Here is a 23,560-nt window from a genome sequence, read left to right on the forward strand (position 1 = left end):
CATGCGAAATACAATACCAACGCGACCTCTCCTGCCTGAGCGCACGCGGATTACGTGTCGAATGAGGGTGCAGGCATTATTCGCGCCCGCACCCTCATTCTTTCGATCAGACGTCCAGATCCGCCACATCCGAAATCCATGTCTGGTCCGACCCGAGGTAGAGGCGCAGGTCGACCCGCGGGTCGACACCCAACTGACCTCGCGCGGCGCGGATAACATCCTCTGAGTGGCTCCAGACCATGGGCCGGGCATCCGGCTTGTGCGCGATCGCGGACTCCCACGTCTCGCCGTTTATGCGGACCTCAACGACGACCTCTTCCCCGACCTCCCACGTGTAGGTGGTGAGCTCGCCTCGGACACTCGTCGTGGGCTCCGGCAGGTCGGTGTCGTGGCGGATGAGGTTCTTCGCGCGGATGGCGCCGACGCTTGGCTGGCCCTGCTCGCCCTTGATGTCGTGGCGTTGAACCTGCACGATCTCGTACGGACCCCAGCACTCCTGCAGGTACTCGGCCAGACGCATGCCCTGCTCCCGCTCCTGCGAGATCTCCCAGTTCTCGAAGCCGGTGATGTCCCAGGCCTCGAGGTCCTCGCGCGCGCTGGCACGCGTCACGCTGTAGCCCCAGTCGTCGCAGATCTCACCCTCCTCGAGCAAGAGCCATACGCTGTCGGGGACGCTTCCACCCCGGTGGATCTCGTACTTCGTGTCCTCGATCTCGACGATCGACGAGTAGCCGCCGCGCTGCCCCCCTCCTGCCTGGGAAGCCAGCTCGTCGACACGGCGGCGAGCATCCTCCTCGGTGACGTAGAAGCCGTCCTCGAGGTCGGCATTGACAATAAAGATAGAACTCATGAGGAGCCTTTCACCGGAAGGGAGTAAAGGTGCGATTCCCCTTGCACCTTCTACGTTCATTTTAGCGTCATTCCACCAATGAACCAAGACGAAAAACCCCGTCCACCCGAGGCACAGTCATCGGATCTCGAAGGGCTTTTGGGACGACGTTGTCGGTGGTCAACGGTAGGTTTGTCACTATGTACGCCACCTCGTCAGCGCTCACCGGTTCCGCCCCCCTCGATGACCTCACGACAGTCCTCGAGTGGGCTCGATTCTCGGCAGGTGCGGGGACGTGGCGCGGCGTCGAGGAGATTCTCACCAGGCCGGCTCCTACTGATGTGACTGAGGCAGTGGAGCGTCTGCGCGACACCGAGATCGCTCCAGCAGACCGACAGGACCCAATGGACCTGCTGAGCGAGTGGCAGCAGGGTCTCGACCCGAGGGAATCGGACATCCTCACCCACCGGCTGCTCAAGCTCGGGCCAGGTCGCAGGACCCTTGACGAGATCGGTCAGGCGCATGGCGTGACCCGTGAGCGGGTGCGACAGCTCGAGTCGCGCCTCCTCACGCGCTTCCGGGAGAAGCTCGCACAACCCCGGTTCCGTGCGGTGCGGTGGGCCCTCTTCCAGCTCGAGTCGGGTCTGGGCGCGTTTGCTCCTGAGACGGAGGTTCCGTTGGACGGGGATTCCACCGACGCGGGAGCCTTCCGACTCCTGCTCCACGTGAGCGGCTACGTCCACGACGCCGAGCTCGCCGCCATCCGCCGAAGTGACTTCCGGCTGCCGCAGTCGGATGCTCTACCGCTCGTGGACAAAGGCCCCATCCTCGACGAGGCTCGACTTGATGAACTGCTTACTCAGGATGGTGTTGCGCGCCAGCACCTCCCCTTCGCCATCCAACAGATTGCTGGCATCCGTCGTCTCGAGGGATCACTCGTCCTGTGGCCCCGCAACATCGCCCGCAAGGGGGTGGCTGTCCTCGCCCTGCGCCGCCGACCGATGACCACTGACGAGATCGCGGACGTCATCGACGAGGACTTCAACAGGCGAGGGTTCCGTGACCGGGTCTTCAACGAGCCGCGGGTCATGCGATCCAGCCGCCACCACGTCGCACTACGCGAATGGGAACTGCCAGAGTACGGAGGGGTCGTTCCCGCGATGATCGAGCGCCTGGGAAGTGGTCCGGCTGTCTTGTCCGACCTCGCGCAGGACCTGTCGATGGCCTTCCAGATCTCACCCAACTCGGTGATGATGTACAGCGCGGCACCGGTCTTCCGCACCCACAAGGGCATGATCGAATTGCGACCAGCTGACGACCCCTTCGTCCCGACCAACGCACCGGAGACTGTGGCTGGCCTCTATCGCCTCGACACGGACCGGTTGGCTTGGCACGTGCGCGTCGACCACGACGTCCTGCGCGGTAGTGGTCGCGCCGTGCCCGACGAGATCGGCGTCTTCCTCGCCGGCGCTCCCCCGCTCTCGCTGCAGCTGAAGAACACCGGGAAGGACATCGCCTTCACGTGGGCGCAGACCAGTCACGTGGGCCCATCGATCGGGTCCTTCCGCGAGCTCGCTCTTGCGGCCGGAAGCCACGAGGGTGATCTGCTCCGGCTGGTCTTCGACCGGACGGACCACTCCGTCACGGCCCACGTCGTCCATGTCTCCCCGGGTGGTGAGCCGGGCGAGACGCTGGCCCGACTCACCGGGCTAGGCGAGCAGCACCTCGCGAGCCAAACGGCATTCGCCGGGGCCGTCAGCGCGAGTGACGGGGCCCTCGTCGAGCTTCTGCGCAGTCGCGGTGACGAAGCCGTGGCCGACCTGGTCGACATGCTTCCGTCGCACTGACACAACAGGGGGACATGATGAAGGCAGCACAAGGGACCGCGACCCACGTCTCGACATCAGAGGGGGCCCGCCAGCTGGCGCAGCGGATCACCGACCCGCAGCGCCCACACCCGTTCGTCGTGATCACGAAGGATGACTCGGGCACATCGAGCTTCGACGCGGACGACATCGCCGCCGCTCTGCGGATCCACGCAGACGTCTGGGTCGTCAGCGCAGGGTGTACCTGGGATCTGAACGAAGGGCTCGGGCTTCACAAGGTCTTCGGTGATGCGGCCGCGGTCTATCCGCCACTGGCTGGCAACGATCTACGGAATACTGTCGTTCTAGGGACCAGCCGGGCAGCGGACGAGGCCATCGTCGCGGCCGCGCGTGAAGCCGCCCCAGGCCGGACTCCTCGACGACCGGTCGTCACCCGCGCAGCCAAGGAAACGACAGGGAGCACACGACCAAGCGGCGGTCTGCACTTCGCAGACACCGCGGCGAAGGTCGACGCGCTCGCCCACCACCTGCTCGACCCCACCCGCGACCGTCCTCTCGCCGTGGTCACCATCCCCTCGAACCGCACGAAACCGTGGATCGACCCGCAGGAAATCGTCACCACCGTGGGCTCGGGTGCCGAGGTGCACCTCCTCGAGACGGGGCCACGCACCTTCCAGCTCACCTCCCACCTCAACCGCATGGCAGGTGTCTACGGGGGCGCCGGCCGCGTCTACGACGTGGGCCAGGAGTGGCTGGCCAATCCATACCTCTCGCCCCTGCGTTTCGCCTACGACCAGGTCGAGGGGAGGCGCGCGTGCGCCGACCTCATCAATGATCTCGTGGGCGCCCTCGCCCGGACGGGCCACCTTTCGACAGAGTCCTCGGTGACGACGAAGCAGGTCACCGGGGAAGTGGCCGGGGTCGTGCCCCCGTCACGCGCCTTGGTACGGCTGGATGACGGAGAACTCGCCACGATCTGGGCCGAGTTGGTCAGCCCCGGTCTCGACATCGGCGCCATCGTCGAGACGGGGACGGCCATCTCCGGCGAGTACGACCCGGAATCGCGCCGGGTCGACATCGGTGGGGTGCTGCGGTCGTCCAGCGAGGTACGTGCTGGGCTTTCAGCGGGCGTCGTCATCGCCGCATCCGTCAAGGAGATCACTGCGAACGAGGTCGTCCTCGTCCCGTATCCCGGGGTGACTTCGACCCTCTCCGCGGACGCCGTCACCGGCAACGAGCTCGACGACCTCACCGAGTTGCTCAGCCCGGGCGAGGTCGTCCCCGTCCGCTATCTCGGTCCCGGACTGGAGGCGGCGTCATGGTCGCTGGGGATGGCAGATGTCGATGACGACGAGCCAGTCCTGCCTGTGGCACTCGTGCCCGAGGGACCCAGTTGGCTGGCGGTCCCAGCACCTGCCGCTGACCAGACGGGGCCAGAGGATGTGCAGCCTGCCGACGAGACCGGCGACGAGCGACTCCATCAGGAGCGACTCGAGAGCGCCTTGCGTGAGGCCGAGCAGCGGCTGGCGGAGTTGTCCGCAGAGTCCGTCCGCAGCGATGACCTCGCGAGACGCAATGCCGAGCTCGAGATCGAGCTGAGGGCTCGCGACCTCGAGATCGACACCATGCACCGCGAGATCCGAGATGCCATGCGCAAGGTCTCGTCACTGGAACGTCAGCTCGAGCACGAGCGCACGGTGAGGCGACGTGCGGTGCAGAAGTCGAACAAGAGCAAGGGTGACGAACAGCGCGAGGTCCTGGGATTCGCCGACCCAGAGCAGCAGTTGCGGTGGGACATCCAGCGGACGTGGGTCGAGAGCACCCGACCCGAGTACAAGGATGAGTGGCGCCTCCCAGACGGGTATGCCGTGGGACCGGACTTCTGCGACTCCCTCCAGGGCGTCGAAGGGGTGAGCCGTGACCGGGTCCTGCACGTGCTGGTGCGCTTGCTCACCGGCCGGGGTGTGCCCGGCGACCACCCTTTGCGGACGAACAAGAGTGGGAACTCTCCGGCTGTCACCCGCATGGTGGACGGGGTTGAATGGTTGTGCCGACGGGCGCCACTACAGCAGTCGACCCCGTCTGCCCGGCGGTTGAGCTACTGGCGCGACGACTCGGGCCGGATCGCATTGTCGCGGGTGGCCGTCCACGATGACCTCACTCCGTGAAGCCCTCCAGGTTCTCTGCCGCTCCCATGCGGCGCATGTTTAGACCGTTGCTCAGCTTTCGTTGGCGCCTTCTCGTAGGTAGTCACTGACCCGCTGGAGGGCGGATGCCCTTCCGGAGGGGTTGAGTGATTCCATCCGGCACCGACTTCGGCGGGACCCGCTCTACTTCTCGTCAGGTGACGTTATAGGCGGGACCGGATCGCTGGTGACCTGTACCAGCCCGCCGGAGAGATACTCCAAGGCCGGAAATGCCTTGTCAGCCAGCTCCTCGGTCCACGAGTTCTTCTTCAGCACCCACGTATCTCCGTTGTCGTGGATCGGCTCATTTACGAACCACTTGTCCATGGTGGCCGGCGCCCCAGCCTCCGACATGCTCCGCCAGAGTTCTTCTCCATGGGCGAGCCCAGGAACGTGCCGAATATTCGCCTTGAGGACCTCATGGACCTGGACCGGGGTGACGCCCACGTCGATCACCTCGTGCACCAGTCGCAAAGCGACTTGGCTTCGAGCCAACCCCGTCACGGTCCCGTTCGGGGAGTGGATCGTGAATTTTGTGAGACTACCGGGACCAGTCCCCCCGACGCTGTGGCTCTTCTTCGGCTGCCCACTCACTTGGTGAGTCACTGCGGCGGGTGGGAGGAACTGCCTGGCCGCCGTCGAGAATGGATGCAGGTGCTGTTGGAGACGTGAACGCACATCGGGGCTCACCGAGGCCAGACTGTCCTTGTAGACCGCCGGCGTGAGTTTCACGACGCTGACATCTTCCCTGCACCGCAGCTTCTCCAAGTATGCGGAGATGCTGCGAACCTTTGCAGTCTTCGACTGATAGAACTTCTCGGGCACGACGAATTCGTTGGCTCGCGTCAGCTCCTCCTGTAGGTCATCCGCGATCGGTGGATCGAGGAGACTCCACGCCTCCTCAACCACGTCTCGAAGCGCAGGGTCGACGTCGACGTGTCGATATCGCGCCCAAGCAATCGCACGCAACTCATCGGCGAATACCAGTCGTTCGTCGTCCGTGAGCCTGCCCATCGCGTGGGGCAGCCACACGAGGTTTGGCACGAAGCTGTTGGTCAGCGGGTGGGTGGCCGTGCTTTGACCTGTGTCGGACAGATAGGACCAGCAGTGAGACTGCATCCATTCGTGTGTGCCGCTCTTCAGGGCCTTCGACTTGAACGTTTCGTCGAGACCGCCTGCCCACCTGACTGGCAGATCATTCTTCAGGGTGCCGACGGGAGAGTTGTCCGAGCGAAGTAGTCCCGTCGCTGGGGACGCCGTCTTGATCAAGGGCTTCCCTGTCTTGTCTGCTTTGCCCTTCGAAGGAGCGACGGAGTTGTCCCTCACTACCCACGGAAGGACCACCGGCCACACTCGATAGGTCTCGATCGGCATCCAGACACCCGCGCGCAGCAACAGCTGGCGAGCGGCCTGACGCTGCTGGTCGCCGCCGCGTCGAAAGACCCAAGCGAGGCTCTGGAACATGGCTGAGGATCCCGCAACAGAGAGCTGCTGGGATGGCTCCAACGGCTCCTCTCGTGCATCCATCGCCTCGGAGTCCATCAAGTCACTCATTCGGTCGCTCCCATTCATCAAGCTGCCTACGGAACCCCGGGTTCGGTGACGCTGCCGGCAGTGCCGAGCAGACCCCCTTCGTCGCGGTCTCCACATCCACACCGCTGATCATGGCGTAGGCGATGCCCACCGTGGGGGTTCGCGACTCGGCGGCCACGCAGTGGATTAGGACCTGGTGGCCGTCGGCCCGCAGCTCGGCCGCGGTCCGGGCCGCGTCGGTGATGACGTGCTCGAGGTTGAGATTCGACTCCGACTCTGGCTCGTCGATGAGGCGGAAGGGCACCTGGAGCACGCCCGCCGGGACCTGCTTCGAGCCAGTGAGGCAGAGGCTGACCACGGCGGTGATCTCCTGCGGCAGGTCGTCGAGCGCCTTGACGTTGCCGAGCCACACCCCTTCGTCGAAGGGGTGCTGCACGAGGACCGGCCGGTGGGCCTGCCAGTACGGGATGTACTCGCAGCCGGGCCAGTCGTACCCGTTGGGCTCTCCGCCGCGGGTCGCGAGGAAGGCGAGCTCGACGAGCTCCTCCGCCGTACGGCCCGGGTAGCCGTGGACGATCCGACGCCACGCAGCGGGCACCGCCGAGGCGCCCCAGCGGGCACCGAGCAGGCCGCCGGCGATCGCCGCGACGGTGTCGGTGTCGTTGCCGATCCGGATCGCGGTGTCGAGGGTGTGCTGCAGGTGCAGGCAGGAGATCTCATGGGGGACCGGCGTGTGGTGGATCGCGGACCAGGCCGCCTGCAGTGCGGTGACGACGTAGCCGTTGGGGGTGAAGGTCGACGGGTCCTGGGACTCGGCTTCATCGATGCGGGCAGTCCAGAAGGCCTGGGCCTCTGCAGGGAGGTGCTGGAGGCCGGGCCGAAGATCGAGCTCGCCCTCGAGGACGGCGTGGTTGATGGCGAGCGACCACAGGGCGCAGGCTTCGCCGGCTCGTGGGTCGGTGTGGGTCAGGGCGGATATCGCCGTCGCTGCCTCGACGATCGCCGTAGGGTCGCCGAGGTGGGCGAGGGCGACCGGACTGGTGCGCATGAGGGAGCCGTTGCCGGCTGTGTGGCCAGTCCGCTCGTGGAGGCGGGCTGCGGCTTGAGTCATGGCTGCTGCGAGAGCGCCTGTGTTCTCCCTTCGAGACGGTCGCGGGGCGACCTCCTCAGGGAGCGGTGGGGTGCCTGGCTTCGAGGCTTCGGTTCCCTCCCTTCGAGACGCTTGCTGCGCAAGGTCCTCAGGGAGCATGCGTGAGACATCGCCGACGACGCTGCTGGTCTGCATGCCGATGTCAGGTGGGTGCGAGTCGTACCAGCGCAGGAAGCCGCGGGAGATGTCGTCAAGCGCCTCCGGGGAGCGAAGGTCCGCCCCCTTCGCCGCGACCTCCGCGATCGCATAGGTCATGGAGGTGTCATCGGTCCACTCCCCCGGCGCGAAGCCGCCGAGGCCGCCGCCGATCATCTCGGGTCCGTCAGGGCCGAGCGGTGCGCAGCCGAACTCGTAACCGGCGCCGAGGGCGTCACCCACGGCCGAGCCGAGGATGACGCCGCAGGCGCGGTCGTTCTGTGCGGTGGTGAGATACATCAGGCCACCTCTCCCCCGACGCGCAGCGCCAGGTCGTCGCGGGTTGCGCTCAGCGCCTGGCAAAAGATCTCCAACGTCGTCGTCAGGTGCTCTGGTGCGAAGGGCGAGGTGTCGATGATCGCCGTCTGGAAGACATCGCGGCCGCTCACCTGCCACCAGATCCACGGGTTGGATCGGTTGAGAATACCGACCTCGACTGCGGCCTGCCGGCGTGAAGTGGTCCCGTGCGCGGCTCGGGCCGTGATCTCGATGGCCGGCACGTTGGGGAGGACACGGATCCAGATCCGCTGACCCTCGTGGTCGACGAAGAAGTCGTCGTCCTCGTCACGCCCCACAGGCATCTCGGCGCCGATGGTCTGCTCGACGAGGTCGAGCAGCGTGTCGCGGTCGGCGGGGTGCGCGTATCCCGGACCAGCCCCCTTCGTCCACTCCAGACCCAGGACGCCGGACCACTGGGCGCAGGGGCCGGATGCCCGGTGCGTCAGCAGGTGCGGGTGCGGGATCGCGCACTTGTTGCGGAGCAACATCATCGCTCGGGTCACGAGCGCCGCACGGCCCCCGTGGCGCTCGTCGAGGTGGTTGCCCCCGACGGCGAGCACGAGGATGTCCCCCATGACGAACTCCATGGTCGGCAGGTCGTGCAGTCCGCCGGTTCGCCCCACCTCGAGGACGAGGCTGTCCCCCTCGACCTTCATCGTGTGGACGAAGGTCCGCAGCCGGTGCTCGAAGGCTCGCCACTCCCGGTTGGTCTCCTTGGCCCCCGCCGCCAGCTCTTCGTGGTTGATGTCAGTCATCGTGACCACTTCCCCTCTTGTTTAGTTCGTCATCCTAGCTAAAGGTTAGCACGCTATCCGCGCTAATGTAGGCGCATGCCCCGACGACGCCCGCTCGACGCCTATCCCCGCCCCGGAGTGACCGTGGATCTGGCGATCCTCACGGTCACCTCAGCGGGCACCGATGACGCCGCCCTGCGGGTGCTTGTGCAAGAACGTCAGGAGCCCGACGGGCGGGTGCTGCCGGGGCGGTTCCTGCGGGAGCGGCACACGGTCGTGGAGACCGTGCGGGAGGTCTTCGAGCAGAAGGTCGGGGTGAGTCCGAGCGAGGTCACTCCCCCGCGGCTGCTGCGGCTGTTCGACGCGCCCGATCGTGACGACCGGACCTGGGCGATATCGGTGGCCCACTCGGTGTCGATGCCGGAGCAGGAGCTCGAAGGAGCGAAGGGGGACCTCGTCCCCGTGTCGTCGGAAGGGAAGCTCCTGAATGGCGGGTCGATGCTGTGGGACCACGACGAGATCATCACTGCAGCGGTGGGGTCACTGCAGGAGCGGTACGAGTTTCGTCAGCGCTATAACGACACGTTGCCTGATCCGGACGGGTTCCTGCCCGAGCCCTTCACGCTGCACCAGCTGCGCAAAGTCCACGAGGCGGTCGTCGGCGAGGAGCTACACAAGGACAACTTTGCTCGGCGGATGAAGCCCAACCTCACCCCGGTCATGCAGCGTGGCGAAGTGGTGAAGTCGACAGCTCATCGAGGCCGGCCGGCGACCCTGTACCAGCGAGCTACGACCGGTCGTTGAGCGGAGTGCCGCACCTCGTTGCTCGTGAAGTACGAGAATGACGCCATTTGCGGTGCCCGGGCGAATGTCCGCGACACCGAGCGCGAAAGGAACTGAATGACACTCACGTTGGGAACCGTCCTCTCAGCAGAGGGCATCGACCCGAGGAACGCGCTGGTGATCCGTCACGCCTACGTGGTTCATGCGGATGGGACCCCCGGGATCCATGCCGACTCCACCGAAGATGAGATCCTCAGGTACACGAGTGCGCAGGCAGTGGGCAGTTTTCCGCGAACCCCAACAGACCGTTGGCTCGTATTCCTCCCCGAGAGCGGCAGAAGAGCTCGGTTCTGGGGCGTCATCCGAAACCACGGCGAGGTGGCCAACGACGGATCGATTCGCACCTTCAACCTCGAGCGGACGGATCTCCTGCAGGAGTATGTCGGACGCCTCGTCATCGGGTGGGCAGCGCCCTTGGCTTGGTATGTGCACGGAACCACGGCCTCGGCCTATCCGGTTCGTGAGCTCGCCGACGCGGCTGCTCCGCGATTCCCCGGTTTCGAGAACCTGCGGCTCGACTACCCCACCCTCCAGGCAGTCATGCGAGATCGTCGTTACGCGACCTGGCGTACCGCGCTGTCATCGGTTGCAGGCATTTACGTCATCACAGATCTGCGGGATGGACGAAACTACGTAGGCAAGGCCGACGGCGCCGAGAACATCTGTCAGCGTTGGTCGACGTACGCGAGCAACGGCCACGGAGATAACGTCGAGCTCCGAGACCTCGACCCCACGTCATTCCGGTTCTCCTTGCTGCGTGTGTTCGACCCCTCCACACCGCAGCAGGTCATCAACCGTGCCGAGTCGCACTACAAGCGAGCTCTGGACTCCGTTCGACACGGCCTGAACGGCGGTTGATCGACCCGCTGGTACCCGTTCGACAACACTCACAAGAGGTGCGCGGCCAAGAATCCGCGCACAGGATTCATGCGCGGGTCGGACCGCTCAACGCCAAGAATGGAGGACCGCCAAGTCCGTGCTTAGGGGCATCGCCCCCGTAGCGTGCCGACCATGGAAACCATCAGCGTCGGTCGCGTCGCCGTCCCCATCGACAAGGCGAAGCAGTGGGTTCGCGAATACACTGACCCTATGAGGAAGGCGGGCAAGAAGCCCTACGCCTACCCGGCCTACGACGCGTTCGTTTCAGGGAGTGCATCCACTGAGCTGAACGACGGAGATCTCCTCGCGCCGGCCTTGCTCAACTCAACTCCATCTGTCAGCGCTGTCTACCGGTTCCAAGAAATGCAGGAAGACCTTCAGGCGGCGCTCAGGGCCCACCCAGATCGACCGCTCGTCGCGATGGCCGCTGATGCCGTAACTGCCAAGGTGCGTGACCTTTACCAGGTGCTGGACGACGACAGGGGTCGACACGGCAAGCGAGGCCAAGGGGGCACCACGCTCTCCAAGATCCTGCACCGCAAACACCCGCAGTCTCTCCCGTTGCACGACCGCTGGGTCCGACTCTGCTACGTCGGAAGCGACGCTCCAGTCCCGACCGGAAGGCGCTCGTGGGCTGACTACATGGTTCGCGTGACGCTCGCCATGAGGGAAGACCTCGTCCAGCATCAGGACGCACTGTACGCCCTCACAGAGGAGGTCCTAGGGGATACAGCGCTAACCGATCTGCGGCTGATCGACATCCTCGCTTGGACCAGCCAAGGCGTGAGCCCCTCGAACTGAGAGGCTTCACCCGGCTACTGCTGCGGGAGCGTTCAGAAGCCCCACGATCTCGTCGTGCAGCCGAGTGTCACTCGGGTCCAACCCGTTGAGCGCCTCCTCGAGAGTCACCTCTGATTGCCGGATCTCGCTGCTCGTTGAACTCGTGATGAAGATGCGCCCGTAGTCGGCTTCAGCCTCCTCCACTGTCTTTCGCCACTTCTCGTCTCTCTCGTTGGCGAACCATGCCGACGGGCCAAACTTCAGCTGCACGCGTCCCTCATCGGAGCTGGACTCTTTCCTCGGCACATGGAAGGTGATCGTCCACTGGTGGATGCCCTGCAGGTTGGCGCCCACGCCCCGGACGAAGTCCTCGCCCAGCGTCGAGTTCAATTGGCCCTTGAGCACTTCTGCGCTGAACGACTTCAGTTGACCCTTGAGATTCATAAGCAACTCGCGGCCTTCACCGAATCGCTCTCGTGCTTGCGCCGCCAGATCCGTTGCGAACTGGTCGGCCGCAACCGCTTGGGACTGCGCCTGGTACCGGCGGGCTTCTCCGGCGTCACACATGGCGACAACGAACCCCAACACATCGTCCTGCTTCACGGTCCTGCCCCCTTCTACGAACTTGCGGTGGATCTGCTCGATAAATGAATGCGCTTCCGGGTGCTGTTTCCGATAACTCGAATCGCTACCCACTTGGCTCCAGAGACGATCAATCAGCTGCGCGTAAGTGAGCACGGCTGCTTGGTCCCAGTTGTTGGTCAGCAAACTCTTCTGCACACGTCGACACAGCAAAACCACGCTCCCGCGCTTGCCGTCCCGCTGACCGTAGGCGAGGTAGCGGTCGTAGCAATGTCCGTGCCCGTCGGAGGTGAAATAGTTCTCCACCACCATTACCGTGGTGTCACCCTCGACGACCAGGTCAGCGATGTCGACGATCCCGTCTTCCCGCGCTGTATTGACCTCCTGCCGTACCCAGTAGCGATCATCAGCAGGGAGATCGGGATTAGTTTCCGCGTTCACAGCGTCGACGAAGATCCTGATGAAGCGGTCCCCCAGCCCATGAGTGCCGTCCGCCTCGAGGAGCCACCCGAAGACATTGCTGATCTGCTTCTCGTGCAGTCCGTGGTGCATCACGTCGAAGACGTTGAACTCTGGCTCCAGATCCCTCCCCAGGATCGGGACCATGGCTGCCATCAAGTCATCCGACACACTTCCCCCTCCATACCCATACTCAGAGTTGGCAACGTACCGCGGTCATGGCCCGTCGTGACGGGTTGAGACTCCAGAACGTCGGACTTCTGCCGCCCATGTGCCGCGATCAGCCACGAGCACCTCGGTCGGTAGGTATCCCTATCGCCTCGACTCGCTCCCAGTTGATGTCGTCCTGCGGCCCGTAAACGCGGTCGGTGGTCGCCATGTTGATCAGGTCCGCATCCTCGGACCGCGGAATCTCGCCCCACATCGCCCAAAACTTCCTCGTGCGGTCCTCCGTATAGAGGTAGAGATTCGTCGATCGGTAGAACTTGCCGGGCTCACCGAACGTACGGATCACCCGGCCCGCTCTCACGAAGTCATCCATGGTGAGCCCTTCGGTCCGACCGTGCACGACGTACCAGTGCGGCGCACTGTCCGCGTAAGTCTTTGCCCAGGTCCACTCGAGGGTGGGCGCGAGGTCAAGCCACCAGCGCAGGTCGTCCCGTCCGGCCTTCATGTTCGTCTCCATCTCCAACTTTCGATGCCCTCGGGTGGGCTCAGCTCTCCCCGCGCTCGCGCATGCGTCGACGCTTGTACGAAATCAACTCAGCCGCCTCATCGGGGTCGGTTTCAGCCAAGAGCTCCAAGGACTCCCAGTCCGTGTCCGGCATGGTCCTCAGAGGTCGGCTCAGCTCCTTGGTCACCCAAGCACTGACGAGCGGCACGCTCTCCCACGCTCCACCGCGGGCGATCGCGACGACCGCGTGCGCCCTGGAGAAGTCGAGCTCGACGCGCTCCACCTTCGTCTCCACGAAGTCCGGCATCCTCGTGACCATGGCGACCGCAGTGATCGCGGCAGCGCGGAACCCGTCCTCGTCGAACTCCCCGCGCACGCTCTGGACGCACTCGACCTCCGGGTCCGTGATCTCCGGCAGGAGCGCGCGAGCAACCTCTGCCAAGCCCGGCGTCGCAATGAGGTCGAGGGTCTCCTGCGCGGACCATCGCCGCAGCCGGCTGCTCCACCGGCGAACCGGCCCGCCCCCTTCGCCCGCCTCGCCTCGGAGGACGGACTCCACCCGCGTCCGGCACTTCCACGCGTGCCCTACGTCCGGGGTGCCGGCCGGCTTCTCCGCGTGCCACAGCGCGCCCTTGCTGAGCAGCTCGACCACCTCGTCGACGCCCTTCCAGACCTGCGAAGGGGGCACCCTTGGGTCGGCGATGACGCTCACGACATCCACCGCGTCCTCGGAGTGGGGCTTGGCCACGGCCACGAGACCGGCGGCCTCGGTGTCGACGATCGTCTGGAGCCCGCCGGTGAGCACGAGACCGTACGCGCCGGACGAGCGCAACGGCTCGGTCCACCGCGGCTCGAGAACGAGCGCCGTCGCCAGCAGCAACAAGGTCGAGGCGTCCACCTGCACGGGGAACCGATTGATGAGCCCGCGAGTGCGATCGGATGCCCACTGGTCCAACCACGCCTGCTCCGGGATGCCGCGGTCGGCGCCGGACAGCGGCGTGGTGACACCCTCCGCCACCCACGCGCCGAAGGTAGCGGCGAGAGTCGGGTGCGGCTCCGCCAGCAATCGGTGGGCCGCGGCGGTCGCGTCCTCGGTCGGCATCCCGAGGATCTGCGCGACCCGCTCCCCGTCCTCGCCGGTCACGTGCTCCGAGACCGAGGCCAGGAGCAGCCACAGGCCGGCATGGGACACGACCGAGGTCTCGGCCTGGTCTAGGTCACCCCGGCACCGGGCGGCGAACCTGGAGACCGCGGAAGCAGCGGAGACATCGGGCGCGGTCCACCCGTCGAAGTGCGGACCTGGGTCCTCCACGGTCTCCCGCTGACCACAGGTGAGGCACTCCGCGGTCCACATCCCGGGGGCGATGACACAGCCACCCAGCCGCTGCCACGGACTGGCGATCACGTCCTCCGCCATCTCGTGCGACGGGAAGCCCATCACGATCGAGTGAGTCGCCACCGATCCGCAGCGACGGCACACGAGTCGGGGACCGCTCGGCTGATCTCCCCGGGCCATCACAGGTCCTCGAAGCGGACACCGCCGGGCCACCCGAGGGCACCCCACCCCGGGAGCGGCAGGTCGCGGACCCCTCCCGAGTCCCAGACCCAGCCGGTGCCTCGACCACCGGGCCCCACGGGAGGTGGCTGCCATGCGGCCCACTGCTCGGCCATCTCGCGCTCTTCCGGATCGAGGTCGCCGCAGAAGCCACCGCACTCCTCGCAGAACTCAACCTCCTCGGCCGCAGCTCCGTGCGACTCCTGCCACTCGGCAAGGACCCTCTGCGCGAGGCGCGCCAGTCCCCCTTCGCCCATGGTGTGCGACGTCGTGTCCATGGTGAGCCCCGATCCCTCGTACCCCCGGTGGCACGGCCTGTGCCACGTCCCCTCGTGCACTATCAATGTAGGTGGGACCACCGACAACCGAGCGAGCCTCAGTCGGCCTTCCGGGTGGTCCGGACCCCGCGCCACCTGCCCCGTGATCGGGTCGCTGCCGTCGAAGGAGAACGGGCGCTACTCGACCCCCAGATACGCCTGCACGATCTTCTCGTCAGCCAACAGCTCGGCCGCAGGGCCGGCATGCACGATCTCACCGGTCGCCATGAGGTACCCGTGGTCGGCGGCCTTCAACGCCCGGCGGGCGTTCTGCTCGACGAGAACCACCGTTGTACCGGTGGCACGGATCTCCCGGATGACGGTGAAGACTTCGTCGACGATCTTCGGCGCCAGGCCCATGGACGGCTCGTCGAGCAGCATCAACCGCGGCCGGGCCACCAGGGCCCGCCCGATCGCGAGCATCTGCTGCTCACCACCGGAGAGCGCGCCGGCCGGCAGCTCTCGCCGCTCGGCGAGCACCGGGAATCGCTCGTACACCTCGTCGATCGCGGCCTTGTCGTTGCTGTGCCACCCACCGAGCTGCAGGTTCTCGTGGATCGTCAGCGTGGCAAGCACCTGCCGCCCCTCGGGGACCTGGACCAGCCCGTTGGCCACGAGCGTGTGGGCCTGCGTGCGGGTGACGTCCTTGCCCTCGAAGGTGATCCGCCCCCCGGAGGGGCGCACCACCCCGGAGACGGCGTTGATGACCGAGGACTTCCCCGCACCGTTGGCACCCACCAGCGTGATGAGGTCGCCGGCGGCCACCTCGAAGGAGACCCCACGCACGGCCTCGACCCGCCCGTAGCTCACGGCGAGGTCCTCCACCGTCAGGATCGGTGCGGTCATGACGCCTCCTCCGACTCGGAGCTGCCGAGGTAGGCCTCGATGACAGCAGGATTCTCGATGATCTGCTCCGGCGTGCCGGTGGCGATGACCTCACCGAAGTTCAGCACGACGATGCGGCTGCACGTCTTCATCACCATGCCGACGTTGTGCTCGATGAGCAGGATCGTCAGGCCGTCGCTCGCCAACGACCCGATGAGCTCCGACAGCGCATCGGCCTCGACGTGGTTCATCCCCGCGGCCGGCTCGTCGAGGATCAGCAGGGACGGGTCCGAGGCCAGGGCCCGCGCGATCTCCAGTCGCCGTTGGTCGCCGTAGGACAGCGCCGAGGCCTGGGTCCCGGCCTGCTCGGCCAGACCGACCCGCTCCAGGCACCACGCCGCGTGCCGCGCCACGCGCTGCTCGTCCCGGTGGGCCGAGGGCAGCCAGAGCAGCCGCCGCAGGAAGGTCGGCTTGCTCACCAGGTGGCCACCGACCATGACGTTCTCCAGGGCGGAGAGCCGGTCGAAGAGCTTGGAGTGCTGGAAGGTCCGGCTCACCCCGGCCGCGGCGACCTTGTGCACGGCCGCTCTGGCCGGCTGCAGACCGAGCACCTCCGCGGTGCCGGAGGTCGGCTTGGACAGGCCGCTGATCATGTTGATCAGCGTGGTCTTCCCCGCGCCGTTGGGGCCGATGAGACCGAGTACCTCACCGCCGGTGATCTGCAGGTCGATGTCCCGGTTGGCGAAGACCCCGCCGTAGTCCTTGCCCAGACCGGTGAGGCTGACGACGGTCTCGCCCGGGTCCGGGTGGACCCGCTGGGAGAGGCTGGTCTCCCCCCTTCGCCCGTCGTCGTCCCCGGCTGCACCGGTGGCCAGGCGCTGCCTGCGGTGTGGCAGGAAACTGGCCAGGCCACCGGGGAGGAAGAGGATGACGACCAGCAGCAGCAGGCTGGAGAGGAAGGGGCGGATCCAGCCGGCCTCGATGCCGATGGCGCGCTGCACCTCGGGGACCATCGTGAGGAAGACGCTGCCCAGGAGCGGGCCGATGAACATCGTCGAGCCGCCGACGACGGCCGTGACGAGCCCGTCGATCGCCTTGGCGAAACCGAAGTCCTCCGGGGCGATGAGCCGCACGTAGTAGGCCCACAGCACGCCGTAGAGCCCGGCGACCGCCCCCGCGGCGACGAAGGCGGACAGTCGGTGCCGACTGACGTCGATACCCATGGCCCGCGCGGCGAGCTCGTCCTCGCGGATGGCGTCCAGCGCCCGACCGTACCGTGAGGGGCCCTGCCGCCAGAACCAGTAGGCGACGAGCGCCAGCGCCACCCACGCCATCCACGGCTCGAGCACCTTGGGCACCGACGTCCCCCGGGCGCCGCCGGTCCACTCCATGTTGATCACGAGGATGCGCACCGCCTCGGCGAAGGCGAGCGTGGCGATGGCCAGGAAGACCCCGCGCAGTCGCATGGTCGGCAACCCGAGGATCACGGCGGTGACCGCACCGACGAGCATGCCGATGGCGATGGCGACGAGCAGCGCCGGCAGGTCCCCGATGTCACTGGGTGTCGGCGCCAGGGCGACCGCGGAGAAGGCCGCGAGCGAGGCGAAGCCGGCTTGGCCGAGGCTGAGCTGCCCGGCGACGAGGACGGCGTAGAAGGAGTAGGCGAAGATCCCGCCCAGGGCGATGAAGACGAAGGTCGATTCGACGAACATTCAGACCTCACGCACCTTCCGGGCACCGAAAAGACCCTGCGGTCGCACCAGGAGGATGAGGAAGAGCAGACCGAAGGCGACGAGGTCACGCCACGAGGAGCCGACGTACTGCACCGCGAAGACCTCGGCGAGCCCCAGCAGCAGGCCACCGACGAGCGCGCCGGGCAGCGAGCCCATCCCGCCGACGATGATCACGGCCAGCCCCTTGAGCTCGATCGCCGTGCCCATGCCCAGCTGGGCGCTGTTGACGTTCATCGCGAAGAGCGCGCCGGCGACGGCGCCCAGGGCCGAGGAGATGGCGAAGGTGGTGACCGTCACCCGGTCGACGTTGATCCCGAGGACCTTCGCGGCGGTCGGGTTCTCGGCGATGGCGCGCATGCCCCGCCCCAGGCGCGAGCGCGCGACGAGCAGGGTCAGGGCCACCATGAGCAGGACCGAGATGAGCAGGATCGCCACCTGCAGCACGGTGACCTGCGCACCGAGGATGCTGTAGGTCGTCGTCGGGAAGGACTCGGCGGGGAAGCGTCGCGTGTTCGGTCCGTATCTCCACTGGAGCAGGGCGATGAACATCCCCGCCAGGGCGATCGAGGAGATCAACCCCGCGAAGTGGGCATCGGGTCTGTTCTTCAGCGGCCGGAAGGCCACTCGCTCGATGACCACGCCGAGCACGCCGCCGACCGCGGCGACGATCGGCAGGGTGAGCCAGATCGAGAGACCGGCCACCTCGACCAGCTCGATCCCGATGAAGGCGGACACGGCGAACACCGACGGGTGCGCCAGATTCAGCCGGTCCAGCACGCCGAAGACCAGCGTGAAGCCGATCGCGAAGAGCGCGTAGATCGAGCCGATGGACAGCCCGAGGAGCAGTTGTTGCACGTGTCCGCCTTCGTCAGGGGTGTCGGTGAGGGGTGTCGGTCACTTCAGGACGGTGAACTCGCCGTCCTTGACGACCTGGACGACGGCCTCGTGCTCGGCGTCGCGGTCGTCGTTGATGCTGATGGTCCCCAGCACCGACTCCACCTCGGAGATGCTGCCCAGGCCCTCCTTGATGGCGTCGCGCTCAGCGGAGCAACCGCTGCGCACCGCGGTGTCGATGAGCATCATGCCGGTGTAGGCCTGCGCCGCGAACTGATCGGGCTGGGAGTCGTACTCCTTCTCGTAGGCTTCGAGGAAGTCGGCGTTCTGCGGGTTGTCGGAGGCGGAGTTCCACGCGGCGCCGACGACCACGCCCTCGGCGGCGTCGCCGGCATCGGCCATCAGCTGCGGGTTGTTGAAGCCGTTGCCGCCGATGATCGGCACGTCGATGCCCAGCTCACGCGCCTGGGTGACCAGCGGGATGGCCGCCTCGATCAGGCCGGAGACGAAGATGGCGTCCGGGTTCGAGGTCTTCGCCTCGGTCAGCAGGGCACGGAAGTCGGTGTCGGTGGTGGAGAACGTCAACGTGTCGGTGACCTCGGTGTCGCTGTCCTCCAGGGCGGAGGACATGACCTCGTAGCCCGACTCGGTGAACGCGTCGTCGTTGGAGTACATCACCACGACGTCCTCGAGGTCGTACTCCTCGATCGCCGTGGTCACGGTCTGCGGGATGACCTGGGACTCGGTCAGCGAGTCACGGAAGATGTAGTCGCCCTGCTCGGTGATGCCGTCGGCCGTGTTGGAGATGGCCAGCACGGGCACGCTCTCCTCCTGGGCGATCGGCTGCGCCTGGAAGGCGGTGTTGGACAGCGTCGGACCGATGATGACGCTGGCGCCGTCGTTGACGAAGCCCTCGAAGACCGAGATCCCCTGCTTCGGGTCGGTCTGGTCGTCCTCGACGGTCAGGTCGTAGGTGACGCCGTCCTTGGCGTTGAGCTCCTTGGCGGCCAGCTCGAGGCCGTTGCGCTGGGACTCCCCGTAGGAGGCTGCGGCGCCGGTCAGTGACAGTGCGGCACCCACGGGCACCTCGGCGTCGATGACACAGGAGTCGCCGCTGCCCTCGCCGACGAGGGCGGCGTTGCTGCCGTCGCTGCCGCCGTCGGAACCGCAGGCGGTCAGGGTCAGGGCCAGGGCGCCTGCGGCGGCCGACATCGTGAACAGGCTGGTACGCATGTTTCCTCCAGGGAGTGTGGTCGTGATGCTGGGTGTGGTGGTCAGTGCAGGACGGCGTGGTGCGGGGTGAGCTCGTCGACGCTGGTCACGCCGAGCAGCTGCATGGTGCGGGTGACCTGGCTGGTGAGGATCTGCAGGGCCCGGGTGACGCCCGCTTCGCCACCGGCCATGAGTCCGTAGAGGTAGGCCCGGCCGACCATGACGGCATCGGCCCCGTTGGCCACGGCGGCGACGATGTCGGCGCCGTGCATGATGCCGCCGTCGAGCAGGACCGGGACGCGCCCGTCGACGGCCGCGACGATGTCCGGAAGGACCTGCAACGGGGTGACCGAGCGGTCCAGCTGGCGCCCGCCGTGGTTGGAGACGACCAAGCCGTCAACCCCGAGGTCGACGAACTCCGTGGCGTCCTCGACGCTCTGGATGCCCTTGAGGACGATCGTGCCGGACCAGTTCTCCCGCAGCCAGGCCAGATCGGCGACGCTCAGCGAGGGGTCGAACATGCGGTTGACGAGCTGCTCGACGGTGCCACCGGACTGGGTCAGCGAGGCGAACGTCAGCGGCTCGGTCGTCAGGAGATTGGCCCACCACCGCGGGTGCAGCGCCATGTCCGCCATGGTCGAGGGCGTCAGCTGCGGCGGGATCGTCATGCCGTTGCGCACGTCGCGCAGCCGCTGCCCGGCGACGGCGGTGTCGACGGTGAGGACCAGGGTGGTGTAGCCGGCCGCCCGCGCCCGGGCCATCAGCTCCAGGGAGGCGGGCCGGTCGCGCCACAGGTAGAGCTGGAACCACCGCTGCAGGTCGGGCACCTCCGCGGCCAGGTCCTCGACGGACACGGTCCCCATGGTCGAGAGGGCGTAGGGCATACCGGCCGCCAGGGCGGCACGTCCCACGGCTCGCTCCCCCTCGTGGTGCATCATCCGGGTGAAGCCCGTGGGAGCCAGCACCATCGGGATCGGGCTGGTGACATCGAGGAGCCGGATCGAGGGGTCCACCTCGGAGACGTCGCGCAGGACCCGTGGTCGGAAGTCGACCGCGGCGAAGGCCGCGCGGGCCCGGCTCAGGCTGACCTCGCTCTCGGCGGCCCCGTCGACGTAGTCGAAGGCGGACCTGGGGGTGCGGCGCCGGGCGATGCGGCGCAGGTCGTCGATGGTGTGGGCCCGCTCGAGGTGACGGCGGGTGCGCTGGAGGGTCGGTCGCTCGACCCGCACGAGTGGGCGCAACTCGTCCAGTCGTGGCAGACGTCGCTCCACCCGTGTCATGTGCTTCCTCATTCCCCGCGTCGGAGCGGGCCCGCTGTGATTCCTGCGCTGGACAGTAGGGTCGCACATCCCCGCAGCGAGTCGACGACGCGGTGGTGTGATCGAAATGCAATCACGCTGGTCGGCCCATCCGGCGTCCGGGCCCCCAGCCCGCGCGGCGCGACCGACGGCAGGCGCGCCCAGTCCTCACCGTGACGGGACGATGACCACCTTGCCGCTGCCGTGCCCCGTCTCGACCGCAGCGACCGCCTCGGCAGACTGGCCCATTGCGCCAATCGTGATCTGTGCCACAGTGGATTGATCCGGTCCACCCATGACCAAGGAGACGGGATGGAAGCTGGGGTCTGGATCAGTCTGACCGCGTACTTCGTGCTCATGCTCGCCATCGGCTTCTACGCCTACGCCAAGTCCACCGGGACCGCGGAGCAGTACATCCTCGGCGGCCGACGACTGCCTCCCGCCGTCGCGGCGCTGTCCGCCGGTGCCTCCGACATGAGCGGCTGGCTGCTGCTGGGACTGCCGGGCGCCCTCTACGCCGCGGGACTGGTCGAGGCGTGGATCGGGATCGGACTGTTCATCGGCGCCTACCTCAACTGGATCATCGTCGCGCCGCGGCTGCGCGAGCAGACCGAGCGGTACGACAACTCGCTGACCGTGCCCGCCTTCCTGGCCGCGCGGTTCCCGAGCACCGCACTCCCCCTTCGCACGATCTCCGGGCTGGTGATCGTCGTCTTCTTCTCCGTCTACACCGCATCCGGCCTGGTGGGTGGCGGCAAGCTGTTCACCACGGCGTTCAGTGGAGTGGTCGACGTCGGCGGAGCCAGTGACTATGCCGTCGGGGTGTGGCTGACCCTGGGCATCGTGCTGGCCTACACCGTCGTCGGGGGCTTCCTGGCAGTCAGCCTGACCGACTTCGTGCAGGGCTGCATCATGATGATCGCCCTGATCGTGATGCCCGTGCTGGTGCTCACCACCGGCGAGGGTGACGGCATCGGCCAGGCCGCCGACCGGCTGCGCGGGATCGACCCCTCCTTCCTGTCGCTGACCCAGGGACTGTCCGTCATCGGATTCCTGTCCGCCATCACCTGGGGCCTGGGGTACTTCGGGCAGCCCCACATCATCGTGCGGTTCATGGCCGTGCGCAGCGTCAAGGCCGTCCCGGCCGCCCGCAGGATCGGTATGACGTGGATGGGGATCTCCCTCATCGGCGCGATCAGTGTGGGGGTCTTCGGCCGGGCCTACGCCGAGCGCAACGGCCTCGACATCCAGGACCCGGAGACCATCTTCATCGTGCTGGCAGAGCTGCTCTTCCACCCGCTCGTCACCGGGTTCCTCTTCGCCGCACTGCTCGCGGCGATCATGAGCACCGTCTCCAGCCAGCTGCTGGTGGCCTCCTCGTCCTTGACCGAGGACTTCTACCGCCTGTTCCTGCGGCGTCGGGCCAGCGAGAAGGAAACGGTGCTGGTGGGCCGGGTGTGCGTCCTGCTCGTCGGGTTGGTCGCGGCCGTGCTCGCCCGCGACCCCGACTCACAGGTCCTGGGGCTGGTGGCCAATGCCTGGGCCGGCTTCGGCGCCGCCTTCGGGCCGCTGATCCTGCTCGCCCTGACCTGGTCGCGGATGACCGGCACCGGCGCGGTGGCCGGTCTGGTGACGGGGGCCGCGGTGGTCATCGGCTGGATCTGGATCGGGTGGAGCGACAGCTTCCTCGGCGGCGAGGGGGTGTACGAGATCATCCCCGGCTTCCTGTGCGCCGCCATCGCCATCGTGGTCGTCAGTCTGCTGACCAGGCCCAGCGGCGAGTTCCGTGCGATCCCCTCACCCGAGGCGGACCCGGAACCCGCCGGTCGCCGCTGAGCCGCACCGACTGGCGCCTACCCCAGCAGGGCGGTCAGGCAGTTCACGCCACGTCGTCGTAGAAGCCACCACCGGCTCCCCGACCGAGGCGGCCCTTGTCGATGTACTCACGCTTGATCAGCTCGGCGAAGGCACGCTTGTCCGGGTCCTCGCTGTCCTTGTTCAGGGCGTAGGGCGTCATCATCCCGATCACGTCGAAGATCTGGAACGGCCCCAGCGGCGCGCCGGTGGACAGCCGCCACGTCTTGTCGATGGTATCGATGTCACCGACCCCACGCACGAGCAGCTGACCGGCGGCCGAGAGCCACGGCACGAGCAGGCTGTTGAGCAGGTAGCCGGGCTGCTCCTTCAGCACCGGGATCGGCACCATCCCGATCTCGTCGGCGAAGGTCGCGACCGCGTCGAAGGCATCCTGGTCGGTGCCGGCGTGGCCCATGACCTCGCCGATGTTGTTGCGCCAGATCTCGTTGGCGAAGTGCAGCGCGAGGAAACGCCCGGGACGGCCCGTGGACTCGGCCATGTCGCTGGGCAGGAGGGTGGAGGAGTTCGTGGCGAAGATCGTGCGCTCCGGCGCCAGCTCGCCCACCGTCGCCCAGGTCTGCTGCTTGATGTCCAGGCGCTCGGGGACGGCCTCGATGATCAGGTCCGCCTCGGCGACGGCGTCGGCCAGGTCTGCGCTGGCACGGATCCGGGCCACGGCCTGGCTCATCGTCTCCTGGGTCGCGGCCTCGACGTCCCGCACGTACAGCGGGGTGAGGTAGTCCCACCGGGCGGGGAGCTGATCCAGCACCTCCTGGCTGATGTCGTAGACCACGACGCTCTTGCCGTGGAAGGCCGCCTGGAGGGCGATCTGGGAGCCGAGGACTCCGCTGCCGAGGACCGTCAGGTTCTGCATGTCTTCTCCTTCTGCGGCGGGCGTACCGTCGCTGTTGTTCGTCATCTGTAGAACAATCGGCGGGCCGGTTGTCTTCCCCCTTCGCCGGCCCGCACGCGAAGGGGGTC

The 23,560-nt window shown here is 67.0% G+C and carries 20 protein-coding genes; 6 read left to right on the forward strand and 14 right to left on the reverse strand.

The window, feature by feature from the left end; genetic code table 11:
• Positions 1 to 106: 106 nt before the first annotated feature.
• Positions 107 to 850 (reverse strand): hypothetical protein, encoded by a 744-nt coding sequence (locus BJY20_RS01460; RefSeq protein WP_185989896.1) that lies wholly within the window; start codon positions 848 to 850, stop codon positions 107 to 109.
• 320 nt (positions 851 to 1,170) lie between these two features.
• On the opposite strand from BJY20_RS01460, the gene BJY20_RS01465 reads away from it, so the two are divergent.
• A complete protein-coding gene (locus tag BJY20_RS01465) occupies positions 1,171 to 2,676 on the forward strand; it encodes a sigma factor-like helix-turn-helix DNA-binding protein (RefSeq protein WP_221935210.1) in 1,506 nt (501 codons plus the stop codon).
• 17 nt (positions 2,677 to 2,693) lie between these two features.
• On the forward strand, positions 2,694 to 4,823 hold the full coding sequence (locus tag BJY20_RS01470) for a hypothetical protein (protein ID WP_185989898.1): 2,130 nt from the start codon (positions 2,694 to 2,696) through the stop codon (positions 4,821 to 4,823).
• 162 nt (positions 4,824 to 4,985) lie between these two features.
• Here the strand turns inward: BJY20_RS01470 and BJY20_RS01475 are convergent, their stop codons facing one another.
• From BJY20_RS01475 to BJY20_RS01485, 3 genes are read right to left on the reverse strand one after another with little or no spacing between them, the layout of a single operon-like run.
• Positions 4,986 to 6,383: a hypothetical protein gene (locus BJY20_RS01475; protein ID WP_185989899.1), complete on the reverse strand. Its 1,398-nt coding sequence runs from the start codon at positions 6,381 to 6,383 to the stop codon at positions 4,986 to 4,988.
• 4 nt (positions 6,384 to 6,387) lie between these two features.
• Entirely contained in the window at positions 6,388 to 7,959 is a 1,572-nt protein-coding gene (locus tag BJY20_RS01480) for an ADP-ribosylglycohydrolase family protein (RefSeq protein WP_185989900.1), read from the reverse strand.
• A complete protein-coding gene (locus tag BJY20_RS01485; RefSeq protein ID WP_185989901.1) occupies positions 7,959 to 8,753 on the reverse strand; it encodes a T3SS (YopN, CesT) and YbjN peptide-binding chaperone 1 in 795 nt (264 codons plus the stop codon). The genes BJY20_RS01480 and BJY20_RS01485 overlap by 1 nt, the downstream gene beginning before the upstream one ends.
• A 75-nt stretch (positions 8,754 to 8,828) precedes the next feature.
• Here BJY20_RS01485 and BJY20_RS01490 point away from each other — a divergent pair, with 75 nt between their 5' ends.
• The 3 genes from BJY20_RS01490 to BJY20_RS01500 all read left to right on the forward strand — a co-directional run bounded on the left by BJY20_RS01490 (position 8,829) and on the right by BJY20_RS01500 (position 11,255).
• A complete protein-coding gene (locus BJY20_RS01490) occupies positions 8,829 to 9,536 on the forward strand; it encodes an NUDIX hydrolase (RefSeq protein ID WP_185989902.1) in 708 nt (235 codons plus the stop codon).
• A 96-nt stretch (positions 9,537 to 9,632) separates the two neighbouring features.
• Positions 9,633 to 10,433 carry a GIY-YIG nuclease family protein gene (locus BJY20_RS01495; RefSeq protein ID WP_185989903.1) on the forward strand — a complete coding sequence of 267 codons (801 nt, stop codon included), beginning with the start codon at positions 9,633 to 9,635 and terminating at the stop codon, positions 10,431 to 10,433.
• Positions 10,434 to 10,586: 153 nt separating this feature from the next.
• Positions 10,587 to 11,255 (forward strand): DUF6308 family protein, encoded by a 669-nt coding sequence (locus tag BJY20_RS01500; RefSeq protein ID WP_185989904.1) that lies wholly within the window; start codon positions 10,587 to 10,589, stop codon positions 11,253 to 11,255.
• Between the two features lie 6 nt (positions 11,256 to 11,261).
• Here the strand turns inward: BJY20_RS01500 and BJY20_RS01505 are convergent, their stop codons facing one another.
• The 9 genes from BJY20_RS01505 to BJY20_RS01545 form a co-directional block, all read right to left on the reverse strand.
• Positions 11,262 to 12,431 carry a PD-(D/E)XK nuclease family protein gene (locus BJY20_RS01505; protein ID WP_185989905.1) on the reverse strand — a complete coding sequence of 390 codons (1,170 nt, stop codon included), beginning with the start codon at positions 12,429 to 12,431 and terminating at the stop codon, positions 11,262 to 11,264.
• A gap of 124 nt (positions 12,432 to 12,555) precedes the next feature.
• Positions 12,556 to 12,948 (reverse strand): hypothetical protein, encoded by a 393-nt coding sequence (locus BJY20_RS01510; RefSeq protein ID WP_185989906.1) that lies wholly within the window; start codon positions 12,946 to 12,948, stop codon positions 12,556 to 12,558.
• Between the two features lie 40 nt (positions 12,949 to 12,988).
• Entirely contained in the window at positions 12,989 to 14,386 is a 1,398-nt protein-coding gene (locus BJY20_RS01515; RefSeq protein WP_185989907.1) for a hypothetical protein, read from the reverse strand.
• Between the two features lie 77 nt (positions 14,387 to 14,463).
• Positions 14,464 to 14,781: a hypothetical protein gene (locus BJY20_RS01520; RefSeq protein ID WP_185989908.1), complete on the reverse strand. Its 318-nt coding sequence runs from the start codon at positions 14,779 to 14,781 to the stop codon at positions 14,464 to 14,466.
• A 177-nt stretch (positions 14,782 to 14,958) separates the two neighbouring features.
• Entirely contained in the window at positions 14,959 to 15,666 is a 708-nt protein-coding gene (locus BJY20_RS01525; protein ID WP_185989909.1) for an ABC transporter ATP-binding protein, read from the reverse strand.
• Positions 15,663 to 17,357: a branched-chain amino acid ABC transporter ATP-binding protein/permease gene (locus BJY20_RS01530; RefSeq protein ID WP_185989910.1), complete on the reverse strand. Its 1,695-nt coding sequence runs from the start codon at positions 17,355 to 17,357 to the stop codon at positions 15,663 to 15,665. The genes BJY20_RS01525 and BJY20_RS01530 overlap by 4 nt, the downstream gene beginning before the upstream one ends.
• On the reverse strand, positions 17,358 to 18,233 hold the full coding sequence (locus BJY20_RS01535) for an ABC transporter permease subunit (RefSeq protein ID WP_185989911.1): 876 nt from the start codon (positions 18,231 to 18,233) through the stop codon (positions 17,358 to 17,360).
• A gap of 39 nt (positions 18,234 to 18,272) precedes the next feature.
• Entirely contained in the window at positions 18,273 to 19,445 is a 1,173-nt protein-coding gene (locus BJY20_RS01540) for an ABC transporter substrate-binding protein (protein ID WP_185989912.1), read from the reverse strand.
• Positions 19,446 to 19,486: 41 nt separating this feature from the next.
• Positions 19,487 to 20,704 (reverse strand): alpha-hydroxy acid oxidase, encoded by a 1,218-nt coding sequence (locus BJY20_RS01545; protein ID WP_185989913.1) that lies wholly within the window; start codon positions 20,702 to 20,704, stop codon positions 19,487 to 19,489.
• Between the two features lie 330 nt (positions 20,705 to 21,034).
• On the opposite strand from BJY20_RS01545, the gene putP reads away from it, so the two are divergent.
• Entirely contained in the window at positions 21,035 to 22,558 is a 1,524-nt protein-coding gene (gene putP, locus BJY20_RS01550) for a sodium/proline symporter PutP (RefSeq protein WP_185989914.1), read from the forward strand.
• 43 nt (positions 22,559 to 22,601) lie between these two features.
• Here putP and BJY20_RS01555 read toward each other — a convergent pair whose 3' ends face one another.
• Positions 22,602 to 23,453: a 3-hydroxyacyl-CoA dehydrogenase gene (locus BJY20_RS01555; RefSeq protein WP_185989915.1), complete on the reverse strand. Its 852-nt coding sequence runs from the start codon at positions 23,451 to 23,453 to the stop codon at positions 22,602 to 22,604.
• Between the last annotated feature and the right edge of the window lie 107 nt (positions 23,454 to 23,560).

The organism is Janibacter cremeus (assembly GCF_013409205.1).
GTDB classification, from domain to species: Bacteria; Actinomycetota; Actinomycetes; order Actinomycetales; family Dermatophilaceae; genus Janibacter; species Janibacter cremeus.

Bases quoted from the DNA above. Each gene is read 5' to 3' on its own strand.
- BJY20_RS01460 (WP_185989896.1), bottom strand. From the start codon at position 850: ATGAGTTCTATCTTTATTGTCAATGCCGACCTCGAGGACGGCTTCTAC.
- BJY20_RS01470 (WP_185989898.1), top strand. From the start codon at position 2,694: ATGAAGGCAGCACAAGGGACCGCGACCCACGTCTCGACATCAGAGGGG.
- BJY20_RS01475 (WP_185989899.1), bottom strand. From the start codon at position 6,383: ATGGACTCCGAGGCGATGGATGCACGAGAGGAGCCGTTGGAGCCATCC.
- BJY20_RS01480 (WP_185989900.1), bottom strand. From the start codon at position 7,959: ATGTATCTCACCACCGCACAGAACGACCGCGCCTGCGGCGTCATCCTC.
- BJY20_RS01485 (WP_185989901.1), bottom strand. From the start codon at position 8,753: ATGACTGACATCAACCACGAAGAGCTGGCGGCGGGGGCCAAGGAGACC.
- BJY20_RS01490 (WP_185989902.1), top strand. From the start codon at position 8,829: ATGCCCCGACGACGCCCGCTCGACGCCTATCCCCGCCCCGGAGTGACC.
- BJY20_RS01495 (WP_185989903.1), top strand. From the start codon at position 9,633: ATGACACTCACGTTGGGAACCGTCCTCTCAGCAGAGGGCATCGACCCG.
- BJY20_RS01500 (WP_185989904.1), top strand. From the start codon at position 10,587: ATGGAAACCATCAGCGTCGGTCGCGTCGCCGTCCCCATCGACAAGGCG.
- BJY20_RS01505 (WP_185989905.1), bottom strand. From the start codon at position 12,431: ATGGCAGCCATGGTCCCGATCCTGGGGAGGGATCTGGAGCCAGAGTTC.
- BJY20_RS01510 (WP_185989906.1), bottom strand. From the start codon at position 12,948: ATGAAGGCCGGACGGGACGACCTGCGCTGGTGGCTTGACCTCGCGCCC.
- BJY20_RS01515 (WP_185989907.1), bottom strand. From the start codon at position 14,386: ATGGGCTTCCCGTCGCACGAGATGGCGGAGGACGTGATCGCCAGTCCG.
- BJY20_RS01520 (WP_185989908.1), bottom strand. From the start codon at position 14,781: ATGGACACGACGTCGCACACCATGGGCGAAGGGGGACTGGCGCGCCTC.
- BJY20_RS01525 (WP_185989909.1), bottom strand. From the start codon at position 15,666: ATGACCGCACCGATCCTGACGGTGGAGGACCTCGCCGTGAGCTACGGG.
- BJY20_RS01530 (WP_185989910.1), bottom strand. From the start codon at position 17,357: ATGTTCGTCGAATCGACCTTCGTCTTCATCGCCCTGGGCGGGATCTTC.
- BJY20_RS01540 (WP_185989912.1), bottom strand. From the start codon at position 19,445: ATGCGTACCAGCCTGTTCACGATGTCGGCCGCCGCAGGCGCCCTGGCC.
- BJY20_RS01545 (WP_185989913.1), bottom strand. From the start codon at position 20,704: ATGACACGGGTGGAGCGACGTCTGCCACGACTGGACGAGTTGCGCCCA.
- putP (WP_185989914.1), top strand. From the start codon at position 21,035: ATGGAAGCTGGGGTCTGGATCAGTCTGACCGCGTACTTCGTGCTCATG.
- BJY20_RS01555 (WP_185989915.1), bottom strand. From the start codon at position 23,453: ATGCAGAACCTGACGGTCCTCGGCAGCGGAGTCCTCGGCTCCCAGATC.